Source organism: Acinetobacter sp. UBA5934 (genome assembly GCF_002430855.1).
In the GTDB taxonomy this organism is placed as follows: domain Bacteria; phylum Pseudomonadota; class Gammaproteobacteria; order Pseudomonadales; family Moraxellaceae; genus Acinetobacter.
This window is the reverse complement of record NZ_DJDC01000096.1, coordinates 1-578: the sequence shown is the minus strand read 5'-3', so window position 1 is coordinate 578 and position 578 is coordinate 1. Positions and strand designations below refer to the sequence as shown.

The 578-nt window shown below is 44.6% G+C and carries 1 protein-coding gene; it reads right to left on the bottom strand.

Annotated elements, in window-relative coordinates:
• Window positions 1-578, bottom strand: a 578-nt coding sequence (locus tag B2Y23_RS06870; protein WP_291369853.1) for a response regulator, incomplete at both ends; no start/stop codon positions are given.

Genomic DNA, 578 nt, shown 5'->3' with positions numbered 1-578 from the left:
GTTTACGGAAAATAGCAGTCACATGGGCCTTAATAGTGGCTTCAGAAACATCCAGTTCGTAAGCAATCTGTTTATTCAGCAGACCTTCCGCCACCATCATCAGGACCCGGAATTGTTGTGGTGTCAGTGATTGAATACGTTCTGCCAGTGCAGTTTCATCTGCTGCACGCGGATCAAAATTCATGTTGGCAGGTAAATTTGGCGGCAACCAGATTTCCCCTTCCAGTACCTGACGGATTGCTTCGCCAATATGGCTTGGATGCGCAGATTTCGGAATATAACCCATCGCACCATGCGCTATGGCACGTTGAATAATTGACGTTTCTTCATGCGCAGAAACAACAATGATGGGAATGGATGGATATTGTGCACGCACATGAACTAAAGCTGAAAAGCCCGAAGCTCCCGGTAAATTGAGATCTAGTAAAACCAAATCTGGTTCCGGTCCATTATCTAAGCGTTCATAAAACTCATTTACTGCAGCTGTTTCCTGAATTTGTGCTTGCGGCAAACTGTAACGAACAGCTTGAATCAAGGCATGACGAAACAACGGATGGTCATCAACGATTAAAATATTC